This is a genomic window from Stenotrophomonas sp. P2112 (genome assembly GCF_041897515.1).
Taxonomy (GTDB): domain Bacteria; phylum Pseudomonadota; class Gammaproteobacteria; order Xanthomonadales; family Xanthomonadaceae; genus Stenotrophomonas; species Stenotrophomonas sepilia.
In genome coordinates, this window is sequence record NZ_CP169216.1 from 3,126,030 (window position 1) to 3,141,975 (window position 15,946).

Sequence of the window (15,946 nt, forward strand, 5' to 3'; positions counted from 1 at the left end):
CACATGCACCCATCGACTGCCGCCGTTGTGACGCGGTCTGTTGCCGGCTGCCCGTGTTGCTGCAGCCCGGCGACCACGTGCCCGGCCAGTTCCTGTCACGCGACACCCACGGCCGTGCCGTGATGGCGCGCAACGAGGAAGGCTGGTGTGCGGCGATCGATCCCTATCACCTGCGCTGCACGATCTATTCGCAGCGCCCGGCGATCTGCCGCCAGTTCTCGATGGGCGGCAGTGACTGCCGCCGTGAGCGGCAGGACTACCTGCGCCAGGCCGATGCCTGGGCGCTTTCCTCCCCTTCCACCTGACAGGAGCAACCATGCCCCGCAAGGCAAAGACCCCCGCGAAGGCCAGCAACAGCATCCGCAGCGAACGCAAGGGCGCGGCCGCCAGCACCGTGGTCAGCAGCGATTCGATCGCTTCGGACCTGGCAGCGTTCCGCAAGGCCGGTGGCAAGATCGAAGTCCTCGGCACCACCTGGGCGCTGAAGAAAGCCAGCTGACCCAGTACCGACCGCGGCGGCGCTGCCGCCGCGGCCTGCCGGATCGCGCTCAGCGATCCAGGCTTACCCGAACACTGCCCGAATGCGACTGGATGCGGATATCACCGTCGCCGCTGCCCAGCCGCGTATCAAGATGGCTGCCGGGGCCGTAGCGCGGCCGCTCCACCTGGCCGGCATCGCTGTTGATCGACCCGCTGAAGCTGTTCACCGACAGCTGCGCCGAAACCGCGCGTGGCAGGCGCAGGTTGACCGACGCACTCACCGATTCGACATTGATCCGGCCCCCCGGCGCCAGCCCGGCCGCCGACAGATCGATGCTGCCCGATACGGTTTCCACCGCCAACCGCTGCACCCGCCCGGCATCGACCTCGACCCGGCCGGATACCGTCTGTGCACCGATGTCACCTGACACGCCGCCGCCGGCCTCGATCCGGCCACTGACCGTATTCACATCCAGCTTCGGGGTCTGCAGGCGCGCGCTGACACCGCCACTGACCGTGTTGAGCTTGCTGTCGCCGCTGCGACCGGAGGCGCTCAGGCTGCCGCTGACCGTGTCGGCCTGCAGGCGACGCACATCGATGCCGCTGATGTCCTGGTTGGCACTGACCGTGCTCAGCAGCAGTTCCACCGAACGCGGCACGTTCAGCACCAGCGTCGCGCCACCGTTGTTGTTGCGACGCGGATACTCGATTTCCCAGCGTACGCGGTTGGCACTCTTCTCCTGGCGCAGCTGGAGGCCATCGCTGAGCGTGCCGGTGAGTTGCACATCATTGCGGTCCCAGCCACGCACGGTCACCTTGCCGGCCACGTTGCTCAGTTCGATGCGACCGCCCGCAGCCAAGGTGTGGCGCTCGTCGATGCGGGTGTCGGCCAGCGCCACGGCAGGGGACAGCAGCAGTGCGACACAGCAGGAAATCAGGGTTCGGGTCATGGGGGTCTCCTCAGGTCGTCAGGCCGTACTCGGCGGCATAGGCCGCCTGCCGGGTCAGTTCCAGCCGCAGCGCATAGGTGCGCTTGAGCTGGCCAAGCAGGTGAGGCGCACGTGGATCCTGCGCCAGCGCGGCCTGGATCTGTGCCGCGCTTTCATCCAGTTCGTGCAGGGCCGGCTGCCATTCCGGTGCCCGGCCTGAGGGCAGCGAGGCCACCGCCTGCCGGTACTGCTCGGTCATCGCCGCAGCCTGCAACTGCAGGGTAGACGGCACCGGCGCATCCGGCTGCACGTGGCGCCATGGCGCCACCGCGTACAGCGCCAGGCTGGCCGCCAAGACAGCGCCGGCCGGCAACCACCAGCGGCGCCGCGAACGCGCTGGCAGCGCCACCACGTTGTCGGCCGGCACAGGCGCCGCCTGCGGCTCGCGCGGCGGCAGCTGCGCCGACAGGCGCGCCCAGCCATCGGCGGGAACATCTCGCTCGCTGGGCAACGCGCGCAGCCGGGCCAGCAGATCGTGATCGGAATCGTGTTCGTGTGTACTCATGTCATGTCTCCCAGCCGTGCGCGCAGCAGGCCGCGCGCACGATGCAGCTGTGCCTTTGAACTGCCGACGGCCATCTGCAGCTGCTCGGCGATTTCCTGGTGCTTCCAGCCTTCGATGTCGTGCAGTACCAGTACCGCACGCGCCCTCGGAGGCAGCGTCGCGAGTGCGCGCTCCAGGTCGCGCTCGGTACCGGCACAACGGTCGTGCACCGCCAGCTCCTGCAGGCCGCCGTCGACCTCCTCCAGACTGTCGTGGTCCTGCCCGGCGGCGCGCCCGCGCAGTTCCATCAGTGCAGCGTTGACGCCCAACCGGTGCAACCAGGTCGACAGGCTGCTTTCGAACCGGAACCCCGGCAGCGCCTTCCATGCCTGCAGGAACGCTTCCTGCAGGGCATCCTCGGCACGCGCCTGCTGGCCCCCGCACAGGCGCCACAGTACAGCGAACACGCGCGGCGCATGGCGCCGGTACAGCAGTTCGTAGGCCGCAGTGTCACCGGCGGCGGCCGCCCGCACCAGGGCGGGTTCGTCGACAGGGGCGTGGGCGGCAGGCGGCGCTGGCATGGTGGTGTCGAGCATATCGCTTGGATGCGGCGACCCGGAAAAAGGTTTAGAGCCGATCGCCGATCAAGGCCATGCAACCTTTTCGACGATGGCTGCATCCATGGAAGGTCATTCGAGAAAACACCTCCAGGGAGTTCCGCCATGTCCAGCCCGTCCTGCGCCGCCCTGCTGGTAATCGTCGCTTGCGTCGTGCTGCAGGCATCGGGCCTGTCCTTGCGGTTGTGCCCCGACAACGGCCGCGCCTGCCTGCAGCAGCATCGACAGGAGCTAGTCTGCCTGGCGTGGTCGCCGATGGTCGAAACCCCGGCACGCGCCGGGTAACATCGAGGCCGTTCCCGCCACCTGTTCTCGCCCCCATGATGTTGTCGCTGAAGGATCACCTGCCGGCCTGGAGCCACCCATGGCTGAACTACGCGGGCGTGGCCCTGCAGATCGTGCTGGTGCTGCTGGTCGCCTGGCTGCTGCGGGTACTGGCCCGTCGCCTGATCCGGCGCTTTGCCGAGCACTACACGCTGCCACCTGAAATGGTGATGGGCGCGCGCCGGATCACCAGTTTCGTGGTCTATTTCAGCGCCCTGCTGTATATCCTCAGCCTGCTCGGCGCGAAGCCTTCAGTGCTGTGGACCGCGTTCACCGGCTTCGCGGCCGTGGGCGCAGTGGCCTTCTTCGCGGCCTGGAGCGTGCTCTCCAACATCTTCTGCACGTTGCTGATCTTCACCACTCGCCCGTTCCGCCTGCATGACTACATCGAAGTGCTGGAGAACGGCGAGAAGCCGGGACTGAAGGGGCGGGTGATCGACGTGAACCTGATCTACACCACGCTGCAGGAAACCGGCGACGGCCATGAGGGTACGGTGCTGCAGCTGCCGAACAACCTGTTTTTCCAGCGCACGGTGCGCCGCTGGCGCGACCCGGCGCAGGCCCCCGGCGGCATCCAGGGCGACGGCTGAGGGTGGGGTTTTCGGCAGGGCTGCGCCCTGCACCTGCAGAGGCCGAAGCCGAAGCAAGATCAAGAGCGGCATTCCGTGGGATGGCGGGGCGGTGTGGGTGGTCAGGACACGCCGTAAACCCATCCATGGGGGCTCGATGGCGCCATCCATGGCGCCAACGGTCCTGCCCACCCACACCGCCCCACCTCTGACAGATTCCGCGCGCTGTTGGTGGGTGCCGACCGTTGGTCGGCACATCTGTCAGATATCGATAGTCAGAATTGGATCCGACCCCGTGCCGACCAACGGTCGGCACCCACCATCAGCAGCAAGTTCCAACAGATCGCGGAAATCTGTCGAAGGCGGGGTGGGTCCGGTTGAGGGGGCGTGAGCCGCATGGATGCGGCGAACGAGCTTACATGGACGTACTTGCAGCGTCCCCCTCAATCGGACCCACCCCGCCATCCCACGGATAGCACGCTTTTGCCGTTGCCGTTGCCGTTGCTCCAAGCAGGTGCATGGCGCAGCCCTGCCGAGCACCCCTTACCTCAGCTGGCTGTCCTTGCTGCCACGCCGGTTGTAACCGGCATGCGCCTGCTCTTCTTCGTCATGCGCCTGCTGGCACGCCACGCACAGGCGAACTCCCGGCACAGCACGACGTCGCGCCAACGGAATCGGCGCTTCACATTCCTCACAGTGCTCGAGGCCCGGGCCCTGCCGCAGCTGGCGGCGCGCGCGGGCGATCGCATCGTCGACGGTGGCGTCGATCTGGTCCTGGACCGCTCCATCTCCCGCCCAACCGGTGGCCATGGTCTTCCTCCGCAGGTGTGTCGCCTGATATGGGGACGATACACCCGCCCACAAAGGAGCAGGCCAGTGTTGCGCCGAGCCGTGCCCGGTGCGCCTTCAGCAAGCTGAGCAGAACGCCAACGGATCCAATCGGGGCGATCGCGACTTAATCCCCTCCGTCCCCTTTTTGCTTACCAGATCAGGTCGTCCGGCACCTGGAACTGGGCGTAGTAGGCGTCGTCCTCGGCGTTGCCGGTGGAGATCTCGGCAGTCGAGCCCGGCTGGCCGTGGTCGACGATGATCGCCTCCGGGGCCCGCTCGCGCACCTTCTCGGCGGCGGCGCGCGGCAGCAGGGCGTAACCCTCGCCATTGGCGACGATGACCAGCACGCCCACCGACAGCGCCTTGCGCAGCTTGGGGTCGATCAGCAGGGTGCGGATCGCCGCGCCATCGCTGAAGCGATACTCGTCATCGCCCTTGTGGGGTACTGCATGGGCCGCGATGATCTGCTTCGCCTGTGCCTTCTGTTCCGCCTGCCTGGCCTGGGCATTGCGCTCGGCGGCCAGCGCACGGTCGCGCTCGACCTTCTCGGCACGGGCACGTTCAGCCTCACGCTGGACCTCGGCCGAGGCCGATTCGGCCTTGCCCTGGCGGGCCTTGGCCTGCTCCCGCGCGGCGGCGCTGGCCTGCGACTTCTTGGCCAGACCTGCCTTGAGCAATTGTTCCTGCAGCGCGTTGGGCTTTGCCATGGTTGGTACATACCGCGTGTAATCTTGGATGCTTCCATTCTACCGACGCCCCGCCGCCCCTGCATGGCAGTCCTGAAGTACCTCACCGGCTACCCCGAACCCCTGGTCGCCCAGGTCAGCGAACTGCTGGCGCAGGGCAAGCTCGGCCCCTGGCTGCAGCAGCGCTATCCCGACCCGCACGAGGTGCGCAGCGACCGCCAGCTGTACGACTACACCCAGGCGCTGAAAGATCGCTACCTGCGCAAGTCGGTGCCGCTCAACAAGGTCTGCTACGACAACACCCTGGAAGTGATCAAGCACGCGCTGGGTACGCATACCGCCATTTCCCGCGTGCACGGCAACCGCCTCAAGGCCAGCCGCGAGATCCGCATCGCTGCGGTATTCCGCCAGGCGCCAGCTGCGTTCCTGCGCATGATCGTGGTGCATGAGCTGGCCCACCTGAAGGAAGCCGACCACAACAAGGCCTTCTACCAGCTGTGCCAGCACATGGAACCGGATTACCTGCAGCTGGAGTTCGATACCCGTCTGTACCTGACCGAGCTGGCCAACCGCAGCCAGCGCTGACCGGCCGCAGCAGCTACACTGCGCGCCCCCTGCCCGACCTGCCCGCCATGGAACCGATCCGTCTCGACAAACGCCTGTCCGCCCTGCTCGGCATCCCCCGCGGCGAAGCGCGGCGCTATATCGAAGGCGGCTGGGTAACGGTCGACGGCGAAGTGGTGGAACAGCCACAGCGCCCGGTCGATGACAGCGTGGTGATCGTCGTGGCCGAGCAGGCCAGTGATGAAAAGGCCGAGCGGGTCAGCATGCTGCTGCACAAGCCGGCCGGCGTTGCTGCTGAGACCCTGTGTGCGCTGGTCAGCAGTGACAGCCGCAGCGAACTTGATGCCAGCGACATCCGTCCGTTGCAGCGCCATTTCCACGGCCTGCAGCTGGCCGCTGCACTTCCGGCCAGCGACAGCGGCCTGGTGGTGGTCAGCCAGGATCCGGCCACGCTGGCCCATCTACAGCGCAATCTGGGCCGCACCGAACAGGAATACCTGATCGAAGTGGCCGAAGGCGGCCCCGAGCGAGGACCGTGGCTGCTGGCGCGGCTGCAGCAGGAATCCGGCGGCGCGAAGGTCAGCTGGCAAAGCGAGCAGCGCCTGCGCTTTGCCGGCAAGGGGCTGACCGCCAAGGGGCTGCGCGTGTCGGTGACCGCCGCCGGGCTGCAGGTGCTGGCCGTGCGCCGACTGCGCATCGGCCGCGTGGCATTGGGGCCGCTGCCGCCGGCGCAGTGGCGTTACCTGGGCAGCGACGAGCGGTTCTGAGGCCTGCGGGTCAGGGCCCTTTCCTGCAGAAACGGGTCCGCCCCCCATCCGTGACGCCCGCGGGGTCGGATCCCTTGCCGAAGTCAAGGGCGCTGACGCCCTATCGATCCTGCAGGCATTCCTTCACGCAGGGCGTGGATCTACCATCGAGGCATGAGCCTGCCCATGCCCCTGTGGCGACGCCTGTTGCGCGTCGCTGCAATCATCCTCGCCGCGCTGTTGCTGCTGGTCCTGTCCGGGCTGCTGCTGGCCGACCATCTCACGCCACAGGCACAGGGCGCGCCCTCGCATGTACTGCCATTGCAGCCGGCGCAGACCCGCATCGACCAGCAGATCGTGCCGCTGCAGGACGCGCATCCCGGGCAATCAGGCGTAGCGTTCCTCAGTGATGGCATGGATGCCTTCGCCGCGCGCGCGATGATCACCGCGCACGCTGGCCGCAGCCTGGACCTGCAGTACTACATCTGGCACGACGACCTGATCGGCCACCTGATGGCCAAGGCGCTGCATGACGCCGCCGAGCGCGGTGTGCGCGTGCGCATCCTGCTCGATGACATGAACGCCAAGGACAAGGACGCGCTGATGATGGCGCTGGACCGGCACCCCAACATTGAAATCCGCCTCTACAACCCGTTCCGCAACCGGACCGGCATCCTGCGCGTGGTGGAGATGGTGCAACGCTTCTTCAGCGTGAACCACCGCATGCACAACAAGAGCTGGATCGCCGATGGCCGCGTCGCGATCGTCGGCGGCCGCAACATCGGCGAGGAGTACTTCAGCGCGCGCACCGATGTGAACTTCCAGGATCTGGACCTGCTGGTCGCCGGCCCTGCCGTGGAGCAGGCCAACCGGATCTTCGACGACTACTGGAACAGCGAGGCCGCCATTCCGGTATCCGCGCTTGCCTTCCATACCGATGCACAGCTGCGCCTGCTGGTGCGCGAATCGGATCATGAGGCGCAGCGGGACGTGGCCCGGCCCTACCTTGCGCGCGTGGCCGAATCGCGCCAGCGGCAACGCCCGAGTCCCGAGCCATTGCACTGGAGCAGTGCAGTGCGCATCGTCTCGGACCCGCCGATGAAGCATCGCAGGGATGATCGCGCTGCCTGGCTGGTGTCGACCCTGATCAGCGAGCTGCAGGCCGCCCGGCACAAAACGTTGTTGATCTCACCCTACTTCGTGCCAGGCAACGAAGGCCTGGATGGCTTTTCGGCCATGGCCGGGCGGGGCGTGCAGGTCGGCGTGGTGACCAACTCACTGGCTGCCAACGACGTCGCCGCCGTGCACGGCGGCTACATGAGCTACCGCGTGCCGTTGCTCGAAGCGGGCGTCCACCTGTACGAACTGAAGGCGCAGGGGCAGTCCGGCGATGCCGGCATGTTCGGCAGCAGCGGCGCGAGCCTGCACACCAAGGCGTTCGTGGTCGACGACCGCCGCGGCTTCGTCGGCTCGTTCAACCTCGACCCTCGCTCGGCCTACCTCAACACCGAAATGGGCGTACTGTTCGACGACCCGGTGCTGGGGGCGCAGCTGCGCGATGAGTACCTGCGCTTGGCGGACCCCAGGCACAGCTGGTGGCTGGCGCTGGACGACCGAGGCCGGCTACGCTGGCTGGAGCGTGAACCGCCACCGCACTGGGTGGAGGCCGAACCCGGCGCGAGCCTGGGCAAGCGCTGGACCGCGCGGGCCATCAGCTGGCTGCCGGTCGAATCGCAGCTGTAGTACTCAGGCCGCCGGGCCGGCCTGGTCCTGTCCGGCATCATCCAGCGTTTCCACGCTGCGCCCATGCAGGCGCCGCCAGATCCAGCGCAATGCATGCGGCGGCGCTGAAGGCAGCTGCTCCAGCAGCGCCAGCATGCGGCTCTGGCTGGCATGCCCATGGCGGCACAACAGGCTGGCCGCTGCGGCGGCGCTGGCCAGGCGCAGGCTGTCGGCCAGCGCCCCTTCTGCATCCACCGCCAGGGCCTGGTGAACCGGCTCAGGCAGCTCCCATGCGGCGGCGACCCGCTGCGCCAACGGCAACGACCACTGCTGCAACATCTGCAGGGCCAACGCCGGCTCCACGGCCTCGCCGCGGGCCTGCGCTTCCTGCAGCAGCTGGCGCATTACCAGTGACGCGCCCAGTCCCTGCACCAGGCCCAGCCACTGCGCGGCGAAAGCATCACCGAAGGTAACCGTGCGTGCGTGGTCTGCAGCCGCGCGCGAGGCCAGCAATGCGTGCTCCCAGATGATCGTGCTGAACTGCGGGAACACTTCGCACTGCACCTGCATCACCGGCTGCACCAGTACCGCGCTGATGATCTGCCGCACGCCGTCGGTACCCACCAGTGTCACCGCCCGCTGCAGGCTTTCGACCGGGCGCTCATGCACCTTGTAGGCCGGGCTGTTGGCGATGCGCAGCAGGTTGCCGGTCAGTACCGGGTCCTGACCGATGATCGCGGCCATCACCCGCGCTGAGGCGGCATCGTCGTTGACGGTCTGGATCAGCTGCGGCAGCAGTTGCGGCCGGCGGGGCAGCTGCTTGGCCGCCCAGTTGCGGTCCTGCAGCGCGCGCGCCACCGCCTCGCCCAGCCCTGCGGCCTGCACGGGCGTGGATTCACCGGCCAGACGCGGGTACAGGGCCAGCGCATGCAGGCCACGTTGCAGATGTGCAGCGATCTCGGCCGGGGGCAGCGCCTCGCCCTGCAGGCTCGCCGCTGCGGCGGCCACCGCCTGGCGGGACGCAGCAACCAGCCGCGACGGTGCCGCCCCGGTCGAACGCGCCAGCCAGCCGCGCAGCGATCGCCACCAGGCCGCTGTCATCGCCGCCCGCCCTGTCGTTGCAATGTCCTTGCCGTCACTGACCGCCCGCCTCTTCACGCCAATCCGGCCACCCGCCGTCGTCGCAGCATCGGCCGCACTTTCATCTTCTTTAACCGGAAGGCATGCGATGTCGACGGCACCGGCCAGGGGAATGGACTAGAATGGCGCCGCGCGACCCGTCCCCCAGCCATGACGACGTCGCTTTTTTTGTTTTGGGACCCTACCGTTCACTGGCCGTTCGCTGCAGTTCGCCGCTGATCGCGCCATCGGAGACGCCATGCTATTCGAAACCCTCGCCACCACCGGCCACGAACAAGTGGTGTTCTGCCACAACCACGATGCCGGCCTGCAGGCGATCATCGCCATCCACAACACCACCCTGGGCCCGGCCCTGGGTGGCGTGCGCATGCGTCCGTATGCCAGCACCGACGAGGCGCTGGCCGACGTGCTGCGGCTGAGCCGGACGATGACCTACAAGAATGCGCTGGCCGGCCTCAACGTCGGTGGTGGCAAGGCAGTGATCATCGGCGACCCGAAGGTGGACAAGACTGAAGTACTGTTCCGCGCCTTCGGCCGTTATGTCGACTCGCTGGGAGGGCGCTACATCACCGCCGAGGACGTCGGTACCGACGTCAACGACATGGAGAACATCTACCTGGAGAGCCAGTTCGTGACCGGCGTGCACCAGGTCCATGGCGGATCCGGCGATCCGGCCCCGTTCACCGCCTACGGTGCGCTGCAGGCGCTGATGGCGGCGATGCGCTTCAAGTTCGGCCATGAGGAAGTGGGCAAGACCAGCATCGCAGTGCAGGGCTTGGGCCACATCGGCATGGAGCTGGTCAAGCTGCTGCGCGATCGCGGCGCCAAACTGTATGTCACCGACCTGGACAGCGCGCTGGTTGATCGCGCGGTCAGCGATTTCGGCGCCGAAGCGGTCAAGCCCGACGAGATCCACGAAGTGAACGCCGATGTGTTCGCACCGTGCGCGCTGGAAGGCGCGATCAACGCCGACACCCTGCCGCGGATCAAGGCGAAGATCATCTGCGGTACCGCCAACAACCAGCTGTCGAGCCTGGAAATCGGCGATGAACTGCATGCGCGCGGCATCCTGTATGCACCTGACTACGCGGTCAACGCGGGCGGCGTGATGAACGTGTCGCTGGAGATCGATGGCTACAACCGCGAACGCGCGATGCGCCTGATCCGCAGCATCTACCACAACCTCACCCGCATCTTCGAACTGTCGCAACGCGAGAACATCGCGCCGCAGCGGGCAGCCGACCGCATCGCCGAAAGCCGTATCCTGTCGATCGGCAAGCTGAAGATGCCGCTGGGTCGCAGCACCCCGCGCCTGGGCAACCTGCGCGGCGGCTGAGCCTGCCGATGTCGCGCCGGGCCTTTCGACCCGGCGCGACCGCCCGTTCAGAACCCGGTGCTGTAGCGCAACGCCGCCTGCCGCGCGCCTTCGCCGCCGACGCGCTGGTCGAAGCCCAGGCTCAGGCGGCCGTTGCGGCCCCACCACGACTCCAGCGCCACGCCGAACAGCGCACTGCCGCGCGGCGCGTTCCAGCCCGCCAGTGGCGCCCATGCATCAACGCCGACGAAACTGGCCTGCCAGTCCGCATCGGCACCATCGAGCCGCTGCTGCCATTCGGCATGCCCGCGCAGGGTCCAGCGCCCCCAGCCACGTTCGCCGCGGATACCGGCCAGCATCTGGCTGCGCTGTACGCGGTTGGCATCGCCACGCAGGCCGAAGCCGAACCCGCCCAGTTCGTTGAAGGCATCGGTATCCACGCGCGTGCTGCTGGCGCCCACGTAGGGTGTGAACGACGCACCCGCGCGGCCGAAACGATAGCCGCCTTCGACACTGGCACTGCTGAAACGTCCGCCGTAACGTGCAGAGACACCGTAGGCGCCGGCGCCCAGCAGCAACTGGCGATCCAGCGCCCGGGTGAACTGGCCGCTGCCGACCTGCGCCAGCGCATAGCCCCGGCCCAGGTTCCAGCCGGCATACAGCTGCGCCTGCGCCTGGCGATCACGCCCACGATCACCACCGACGCTGCTGCCACCATTGCTGCGGGTTTCGCCAAAGGCCACGCCCATCAGCCCATTGCTGCCCAGTGGCAGGTCCTGGCCGGCCATCCAACCGCGGCTGTCGGCGGCATTGCCGGCGAAACTGCCCTGCCCGGCTTCGCCGAGCGCGCTCTGCCAGGCCCCGCGCAGGCGCGGCGCCGTCTGCACGCGATCAAAGCGCTCGGCGATCGCGCGGCGTGACATGTCGATGCTGTCGAAGGTGGCCGACTCGGCCCGCGCATGCGCCTGTCCGGACAGGCTCTGCAAACTGGCCTCGAGGCCTTTGCTGCCACCGCCGGTCCACTGCAGCGCACCGGCGGCCGTACCGAAGGCCGAGCCCTGCAGCGTCGTATCGCCATCAAGCACGCTGAACGCACTGTCCACGCGTTGCGCAGCCGACTGCGCCGAGGCCGTGAGCCCGGTCGCGGCCGCCGTGACGCTGACCTGGGTCAGGTTCAACCAAGCGTTGTTGCTGTCATATCCATAGCTGCTCTGCAGCAGCGACAGGCCCTGCAGGCCGCTGGAGGTGGCCGGGCTGCTGAAGGTGCCGCTGAGGCCGGCGGCGGCGTGGATCAGGTCCTGGCGGCTGCCGTTCTGCGGCACATAGCCGGAGACGAAGCCGTGCACGCGCACGCCCCCGTTGATCGTGGCGTTGCCGGTGACCTGCAGCGCATTGGCACCGAGCGCGATCATCAGCTGCGCGCCGGCCTGCTGGGTGTAGTTGCCCTCGATGGTGCCGGTGGTGTTGCCGGTGGTCAGGAACACGCTGCTGCCGTTGACCACATTGCCGATCACGCGCGGCGTACCGCCATTGAACTGCAGGCCGGTCGAATCCGGATCGGGCTGCGCCAGGATCGTCACGTTGGAGCGGATCACGCTGCCGTTCTGCAGTGACAGGATGCCGCGCTCGATGCGGGTGGCACCGCTGTAGCTGTTGTTGCCCCCCAGCACCAGGGTTCCCCCGCCCTGCTTGACCAAGCCACCGCTGCCGACGATGTCATTGCTCCACAGCGAGCCACTCGATGGCGCATCGACATTGGCCACCACATCGCCCCAGTCGAAGCGCCCCGGCCCCTTGATCGCCCGCGAGATGTCGAGCAGGCCGTAGCCGAACACCGCATCCACGCCGGGCGCACCGATGTCCTTGGCGGTGCCCAGCAGGGTCTGCCGCACCAGGTCGTTGTCGAAGTACGGGTAGCGCTGCCAGACCAGGGCGGCGGCGCCGGAAATCAGCGGGGCGGCGAAGGACGTGCCGTAGTTCCAGTAATAGCTGCCGCCGTTGGCATCGGGATAGACCGCGCTGCCCGGCGCCGCCAGGCAGTAGCGCGCGGCTTGGCCGCAGGCATTGGCGTAGCTGGCCAGCGTGCCCGGTGCATACGGATCCACCGCAGTGGCCACCAGCCAGCCGCGCTCCAGATCGGCCGCCGGCAGCGAGCCGGCAACGCCCAGCTGGCTGGGCAGCGCGGCCAGGCTGCTCGGCTCGGGACGCGCATCGTTGCCGGCCGCGAACACCACCAGGCCGCCATGGTTGATGACGAACGGCCGGTACTCGGCCGCCACCTGCGCGGTGGTCGGCAGGTCGGTCCAGTACAGGCCGCCCCACGAATTGTTCATCACCTTCACGTTGTAGCTGATCAGGTCCTGGTGGACCTGCGCCACGCCCAGTGGGCCGCTGAAGGAATTGCCCTTGCCGCTGCCGTCATCGACGGGCGGCTTGTCGGCGATGATCCGCGCCGAAACGATCTGTGCGCCGGGGGCGATGCCGCCCGGCCAGGACCCCACCGAAGCACCCGCGGCCAGGCTGGCCACCGCCGTGCCGTGGCCCACCACGTCGTCCACCTGCAGGTTGTTGCGGGCGGGGTCGATGTAATTGAGGTTGGCGACCACGCGCCCGTTCAGCGCCACTGCGTTGCGCTGCACGCCCGAATCGACGATGCCGATGCGCACCCCCTGCCCGGTCAGGCCGGCGGCCTGTGCGGCACGCGCATTGGTCACGGACAGGTGCGCGTCGAAGGCCGGCTCCTGCGGCTTGGCCGGAGGCGGTGTGGTCGGCGGTGGCGTGGTCGGGGGCGTCGGGGTGGTCGGGGGGGGATCGATGCGGACATTTCCGCCGCCTCCGCCGCCACCACATGCCGTCAATGCCATCGCCAGCGCCGACGCCAGCGCCGACCTCACCATCATCGTGCGTTCCATCGATTCCTTCCCATGAACGTTGGCCTGCCTACATCCCGGCAGGCGTGCGGTGCCGCCCAGCGGCGGCCCTCCCCGACCCTCTATACTTGGGTCGACCCCCACGCAGTCTGCCGGGAAATCGCGGCGCTTCCAACGTCCTCGGTCTCCTTTCCGAACATTGCTTACGCATCAACGAGATTGCCATGTCCAACATCGTCATCGCCGCCGCCAAGCGCACCGCCATCGGCTCCTTCCTCGGCCAGTTCAACGGCGTGCCGACCCCGACCCTCGGCGCGGCCGCCATCGCGGCCGCCCTGGAACAATCGGGCGTGCCGGCCAGCGACGTCTCTGAAGTCCTCATGGGCTGCGTGTTGCCGGCCAACCTCGGCCAGGCGCCCGCCCGCCAGGCGGCGATCGCCGCCGGCATTCCGCTGTCGACCGGTGCCACCACCCTCAACAAGGTGTGCGGCTCGGGCATGAAGACCATCATGCTCGGCCATGACCTGATCAAGGCCGGTTCGGCCAGCATCGTGGTCGCCGGTGGCATGGAATCGATGTCCAACGCCCCGCACCTGCTGCCCAACTCGCGCACGGGCAACCGCTTCGGCAACTTCCAGGCGATCGACCACATGGCCCACGACGGCCTGGTCAACGCCTACGACGGCAAGGCCATGGGCGAGTTCGCCGAATGCGCCGTGGACAAGTACCAGTTCAGCCGCGAGGAACAGGACGCCTACGCGATCGAATCGGTCAAGCGCGCACAGGCCGCACAGGCCAATGGGGCATTCGCCGATGAGATCGTCGCGGTGAAGGTGGCCACCCGCAAGGGTGAGGTCGAGGTCGCCACCGATGAGCAACCCGGCCGCTCCGACATCGCCAAGATCCCGACCCTGCGCCCGGCCTTCAAGAAGGACGGCAGCGTCACCGCCGCCAGCTCCTCCAGCATCTCCGACGGCGCCGCTGCGGTGGTCCTGCTGACCGAGGAAGACGCCAACGCACGTGGCATTACCCCGCTGGCGCGCATCGTCGGCCACGCCACCCATTCGCAGGAACCGGAATGGTTCACCACCGCCCCGATCGGCGCGATCCACACACTGCTGGCCAAGACCGGATGGTCGCTGGACCAGATCGACCTGTTCGAAATCAATGAGGCCTTCGCCGTGGTGGCGATGGCACCGATGCGTGAACTGGGCATCCCGCACGACAAGCTCAACGTGAATGGCGGGGCCTGCGCACTGGGCCATCCCATCGGTGCCTCCGGTGCACGCCTGGTGGTGACCTTGGTCAACGCCCTGCGCACGCGCGGTGGCAAGCGCGGCATTGCCACCCTGTGCATCGGTGGCGGTGAAGCAACAGCCATCGCCATCGAATTGATTTAAAAAGATTTAACGACGATTTCGCAAAAATGAATGCGGGATCGCTTGACACCCAATCTTGGCTTGTCATCATGTTGTCGGCGCGCAGCATGCGCGTTGCCTAATTCTAACGACGAGGATTTACACAATGAGCATCAACAAGCTGCTGGTCGCGATGTCCCTGGCTCTGGCCCTGGCCGCCTGCTCGAAGCAGGAAGCTGCCCAGGACGCCGCTGCTTCGGCCAACGAAGCCGCCACCGAAGCCCAGGCTGCTGCCGACCAGGCCGCCGCTGCCGGCGCCCAGACCGCCGACGCTGCCCAGCAGGCTGCCAACACCGCCGCCACCGCTGCTGACGCTGCGACCGACGCTGCTGCCAACACCGCTGCTGCCGCGACCGACGCTGCTGCTGGCGAAGCCAAGGACGCTGCCAAGGCTGCCGAAGCTACCGCTGAGCAGGCCAAGGACGCTGCTGAAGAAGCCAAGAAGTAATAACTTCTTTCTTCAGGCTGTTCTGGAAAAGCCGCTGGTTCGCCAGCGGCTTTTTCTTTGGCCTGCTGCCTGCGCGCGCCTCGGATCGCGACCCCGTCTTCACAACGGCATGAATAGGCTGGCGTCCCCATCCATTGCAGTACCGGAGACCGCCATGAAGATTCGCCCGATCACCACCACGCTGCTGGCCGCCTCCCTGCTGCTGGCCCTGGCCGCCTGCAAGGGTCCGGAAGCCGAACAGGCCAAGCAGGACGCGCAGCAGGCCGCCGACAGCGCCGGCGCTGCCGCCCGTGACGCCGTGGACAGGGCCGCCGAAGCCACCCGCAACGCTGCCGACAAGACCGCTGCCGCTTCCGAGCAGGCCGCCGCCGATACCCAGCAGGCACTGGACAAGGCCGCAGACGCCACCGCAAACGCCGCAGACAAGGCCAAGGTTGCGGCCACCGACGCCGCTGCACATGCCAGCGACGCCACTGCGGACGCAGCACAGAAGGTTGCTGACAAGGCCCGTGATGTCGCCAATGACGCCAAGGCCAACGCCGCCAAGGAAGAAGCCAAGCACTAAGGCCTACCGGCAGCCGGGCATCGTCTCGGCGCTACAGGAAAAGCCGCGGCACTGCCGCGGCTTTTCTGCTTTTCGCTCTCTGCTCTTTCTGTTGATTCCGTGCTGGACGCGTACGGAAAGTGTCCAAGGACGCGCGGGTAGGTTGCGCAGGGGCGTAGGCGCCATGGATGGCGCGCCC

General features: G+C 67.6%; 18 protein-coding genes. 11 read left to right on the top strand and 7 right to left on the bottom strand.

The window, feature by feature from the left end; translation table 11 throughout:
• Positions 1-11 precede the first annotated feature (11 nt).
• Positions 12-305, top strand: coding sequence for a YkgJ family cysteine cluster protein (locus ACEPA4_RS14560; RefSeq protein WP_080104338.1), 294 nt, complete (start codon positions 12-14; stop codon positions 303-305).
• Between the two features lie 11 nt (positions 306-316).
• Positions 317-499 carry a hypothetical protein gene (locus ACEPA4_RS14565; protein WP_005410566.1) on the top strand — a complete coding sequence of 61 codons (183 nt, stop codon included), beginning with the start codon at positions 317-319 and terminating at the stop codon, positions 497-499.
• 49 nt (positions 500-548) lie between these two features.
• Here the strand turns inward: ACEPA4_RS14565 and ACEPA4_RS14570 are convergent, their stop codons facing one another.
• The 3 genes from ACEPA4_RS14570 to ACEPA4_RS14580 are packed head-to-tail and all read right to left on the bottom strand — an operon-like array spanning position 549 to position 2,549.
• On the bottom strand, positions 549-1,430 hold the full coding sequence (locus ACEPA4_RS14570) for a DUF4097 family beta strand repeat-containing protein (protein WP_188239335.1): 882 nt from the start codon (positions 1,428-1,430) through the stop codon (positions 549-551).
• A gap of 10 nt (positions 1,431-1,440) precedes the next feature.
• The gene (locus ACEPA4_RS14575) at positions 1,441-1,974 is read right to left on the bottom strand and encodes a hypothetical protein (RefSeq protein WP_329844429.1); all 534 of its coding nucleotides are present in this window, start codon (positions 1,972-1,974) and stop codon (positions 1,441-1,443) included.
• Positions 1,971-2,549 (bottom strand): RNA polymerase sigma factor, encoded by a 579-nt coding sequence (locus ACEPA4_RS14580; RefSeq protein ID WP_005418173.1) that lies wholly within the window; start codon positions 2,547-2,549, stop codon positions 1,971-1,973. Before ACEPA4_RS14580 ends, ACEPA4_RS14575 begins: the two co-directional genes overlap by 4 nt.
• A gap of 126 nt (positions 2,550-2,675) precedes the next feature.
• On the opposite strand from ACEPA4_RS14580, the gene ACEPA4_RS14585 reads away from it, so the two are divergent.
• Together ACEPA4_RS14585 and ACEPA4_RS14590 are read left to right on the top strand one after the other, a co-directional pair.
• A complete protein-coding gene (locus ACEPA4_RS14585; protein ID WP_049415771.1) occupies positions 2,676-2,855 on the top strand; it encodes a hypothetical protein in 180 nt (59 codons plus the stop codon).
• A gap of 35 nt (positions 2,856-2,890) precedes the next feature.
• Positions 2,891-3,484 (top strand): mechanosensitive ion channel family protein, encoded by a 594-nt coding sequence (locus tag ACEPA4_RS14590; RefSeq protein WP_005418176.1) that lies wholly within the window; start codon positions 2,891-2,893, stop codon positions 3,482-3,484.
• Positions 3,485-4,006: 522 nt separating this feature from the next.
• Here ACEPA4_RS14590 and ACEPA4_RS14595 read toward each other — a convergent pair.
• Together ACEPA4_RS14595 and ACEPA4_RS14600 are read right to left on the bottom strand one after the other, a co-directional pair.
• Positions 4,007-4,273, bottom strand: a complete 267-nt coding sequence (locus tag ACEPA4_RS14595) for a DksA/TraR family C4-type zinc finger protein (RefSeq protein WP_005418184.1) — start codon at positions 4,271-4,273, stop codon at positions 4,007-4,009.
• A 170-nt stretch (positions 4,274-4,443) separates the two neighbouring features.
• Positions 4,444-5,001 (bottom strand): DUF2058 domain-containing protein, encoded by a 558-nt coding sequence (locus tag ACEPA4_RS14600; RefSeq protein WP_005418186.1) that lies wholly within the window; start codon positions 4,999-5,001, stop codon positions 4,444-4,446.
• 63 nt (positions 5,002-5,064) lie between these two features.
• On the opposite strand from ACEPA4_RS14600, the gene ACEPA4_RS14605 reads away from it, so the two are divergent.
• From ACEPA4_RS14605 to ACEPA4_RS14615, 3 genes are all read left to right on the top strand, one after another.
• Complete coding sequence (locus ACEPA4_RS14605) at positions 5,065-5,565, top strand: M48 family metallopeptidase (protein ID WP_139727470.1); 501 nt, start codon at positions 5,065-5,067, stop codon at positions 5,563-5,565.
• A 47-nt stretch (positions 5,566-5,612) separates the two neighbouring features.
• Positions 5,613-6,311, top strand: a complete 699-nt coding sequence (locus ACEPA4_RS14610) for an RNA pseudouridine synthase (protein WP_065185471.1) — start codon at positions 5,613-5,615, stop codon at positions 6,309-6,311.
• 165 nt (positions 6,312-6,476) lie between these two features.
• Positions 6,477-8,033, top strand: coding sequence for a phospholipase D family protein (locus ACEPA4_RS14615; protein ID WP_231114083.1), 1,557 nt, complete (start codon positions 6,477-6,479; stop codon positions 8,031-8,033).
• 3 nt (positions 8,034-8,036) lie between these two features.
• Here ACEPA4_RS14615 and ACEPA4_RS14620 read toward each other — a convergent pair whose 3' ends face one another.
• Positions 8,037-9,113 carry an HDOD domain-containing protein gene (locus tag ACEPA4_RS14620; RefSeq protein ID WP_262090246.1) on the bottom strand — a complete coding sequence of 359 codons (1,077 nt, stop codon included), beginning with the start codon at positions 9,111-9,113 and terminating at the stop codon, positions 8,037-8,039.
• Positions 9,114-9,390: 277 nt separating this feature from the next.
• On the opposite strand from ACEPA4_RS14620, the gene ACEPA4_RS14625 reads away from it, so the two are divergent.
• Positions 9,391-10,488: a Glu/Leu/Phe/Val dehydrogenase dimerization domain-containing protein gene (locus ACEPA4_RS14625; RefSeq protein WP_004153019.1), complete on the top strand. Its 1,098-nt coding sequence runs from the start codon at positions 9,391-9,393 to the stop codon at positions 10,486-10,488.
• Between the two features lie 47 nt (positions 10,489-10,535).
• Here the strand turns inward: ACEPA4_RS14625 and ACEPA4_RS14630 are convergent, their stop codons facing one another.
• Positions 10,536-13,379 carry an autotransporter serine protease gene (locus tag ACEPA4_RS14630; RefSeq protein ID WP_171955663.1) on the bottom strand — a complete coding sequence of 948 codons (2,844 nt, stop codon included), beginning with the start codon at positions 13,377-13,379 and terminating at the stop codon, positions 10,536-10,538.
• Between the two features lie 182 nt (positions 13,380-13,561).
• On the opposite strand from ACEPA4_RS14630, the gene ACEPA4_RS14635 reads away from it, so the two are divergent.
• From ACEPA4_RS14635 to ACEPA4_RS14645, 3 genes are all read left to right on the top strand, one after another.
• Entirely contained in the window at positions 13,562-14,737 is a 1,176-nt protein-coding gene (locus tag ACEPA4_RS14635) for a thiolase family protein (RefSeq protein ID WP_005418201.1), read from the top strand.
• Positions 14,738-14,861: 124 nt separating this feature from the next.
• A complete protein-coding gene (locus ACEPA4_RS14640; protein WP_005418203.1) occupies positions 14,862-15,203 on the top strand; it encodes a hypothetical protein in 342 nt (113 codons plus the stop codon).
• Positions 15,204-15,357: 154 nt separating this feature from the next.
• The gene (locus ACEPA4_RS14645) at positions 15,358-15,768 is read left to right on the top strand and encodes a hypothetical protein (RefSeq protein WP_005418205.1); all 411 of its coding nucleotides are present in this window, start codon (positions 15,358-15,360) and stop codon (positions 15,766-15,768) included.
• Positions 15,769-15,946 lie beyond the last annotated feature (178 nt).